Source organism: Cryobacterium psychrotolerans (assembly GCF_900101115.1).
Classification (GTDB): domain Bacteria; phylum Actinomycetota; class Actinomycetes; order Actinomycetales; family Microbacteriaceae; genus Cryobacterium; species Cryobacterium psychrotolerans.
Map to the genome: position 1 here is coordinate 1 of NZ_FNFU01000042.1, position 1,882 is coordinate 1,882.

Genomic DNA, 1,882 nt, shown 5'->3' on the forward strand with positions numbered 1-1,882 from the left:
CAGTAATGCTAAGTGTCTGAATCCCACTGACCAATGCCTTCGGGCTGCGGGGGTGGGCCTAGCGCACGACCCTATGCTGGTGCGGTTAGCGTATTAACAGGTGTGACGCAGGAAGGTAGCTGAGCCGGGCGATGGTTGTCCCGGTCTAAGGATGTAGGCCGAGAGATAGGCAAATCCGTCTCTCATATAAGGCTGAGACCCGATGGGTAGCCCGTAAGGGCGAAATCAGTGATCCTATGCTGCCAAGAAAAGCATCGACGCGAGGTTCAAGTCACCCGTACCCCAAACCGACTCAGGTGATCAGGTAGAGAATACTAAGGAGATCGAGAGAATCGTGGTTAAGGAACTCGGCAAAATGCCCCCGTAACTTCGGGAGAAGGGGGGCCTGAGGCGTGAAGGGATTTACTCCTGGAGCGTTCGAAGGCCGCAGAGACCAGTGGGAAGCGACTGTTTACTAAAAACACAGGTCCGTGCCAAGTCGCAAGACGATGTATACGGACTGACGCCTGCCCGGTGCTGGAAGGTTAAGAGGAAGGGTTAGCGCAAGCGAAGCTCAGAATTTAAGCCCCAGTAAACGGCGGTGGTAACTATAACCATCCTAAGGTAGCGAAATTCCTTGTCGGGTAAGTTCCGACCTGCACGAATGGCGTAACGACTTCCCAGCTGTCTCAACCGCGAACTCGGCGAAATTGCATTACGAGTAAAGATGCTCGTTACGCGCAGCAGGACGGAAAGACCCCGTGACCTTTACTACAGCTTGGTATTGGTGTTCGGTGTGGCTTGTGTAGGATAGGTGGGAGACTGTGAAGCTTGGACGCTAGTTCAGGTGGAGTCAACGTTGAAATACCACTCTGGTCATATTGGATATCTAACTTCGAACCGTAATCCGGTTCAGGGACAGTGCCTGGTGGGTAGTTTAACTGGGGCGGTTGCCTCCTAAAAAGTAACGGAGGCGCCCAAAGGTTCCCTCAACCTGGTTGGCAATCAGGTGTCGAGTGTAAGTGCACAAGGGAGCTTGACTGTGAGACTGACAAGTCGAGCAGGGACGAAAGTCGGGACTAGTGATCCGGCAGTGGCTTGTGGAAGCGCTGTCGCTCAACGGATAAAAGGTACCTCGGGGATAACAGGCTGATCTTGCCCAAGAGTCCATATCGACGGCATGGTTTGGCACCTCGATGTCGGCTCGTCGCATCCTGGGGCTGGAGTAGGTCCCAAGGGTTGGGCTGTTCGCCCATTAAAGCGGTACGCGAGCTGGGTTTAGAACGTCGTGAGACAGTTCGGTCCCTATCCGCTGCGCGCGCAGGAAATTTGAGAAGATCTATCCCTAGTACGAGAGGACCGGGATGGACGAACCTCTGGTGTGTCAGTTGTTCCGCCAGGAGCACCGCTGATTAGCTACGTTCGGAACGGATAACCGCTGAAAGCATCTAAGCGGGAAGCCGGCTTCGAGATGAGATTTCCATCCCTTCGGGGGAGAGGCTCGCAGCTAGACTACTGCGTTGATAGGCCGGATGTGGAAGAGAGGACTAAAGACTCTTGAAGCTGACCGGTACTAATAAGCCGATAATTTGATAACACTCAGTTTGAATAAGCTGCTCTGCGTCCACTATGTGGTTCTCGATGTACGGTCGAGAACAACGCCCCACGGTGTCTCATAAACACCAGGGGCTCTATAACTAAAAAATATAGGTTCGAAACATCGAAAAGTGTTTCGGCGGCTATAGCAAGAGGGAAACGCCCGGTCTCATTCCGAACCCGGAAGCTAAGACTCTTTGCGCCGATGGTACTGCAGGGGGGACCCTGTGGGAGAGTAGGACACCGCCGGACTTAACTTAGAAACAAACAAAATGGCCACCTCACAGGGTGGCCATTTTGCGTTAAG

General features: G+C 53.3%; 2 rRNA genes. Both read left to right on the forward strand.

The features are described 5' to 3' along the window. Positions 1 to 1,576, forward strand: a 23S ribosomal RNA gene (locus tag BLQ39_RS15435); the annotation flags it as partial. A gap of 134 nt (positions 1,577 to 1,710) precedes the next feature. Beyond that, positions 1,711 to 1,827 (forward strand): 5S ribosomal RNA (rrf, locus tag BLQ39_RS15440). Positions 1,828 to 1,882: the final 55 nt, after the last annotated feature.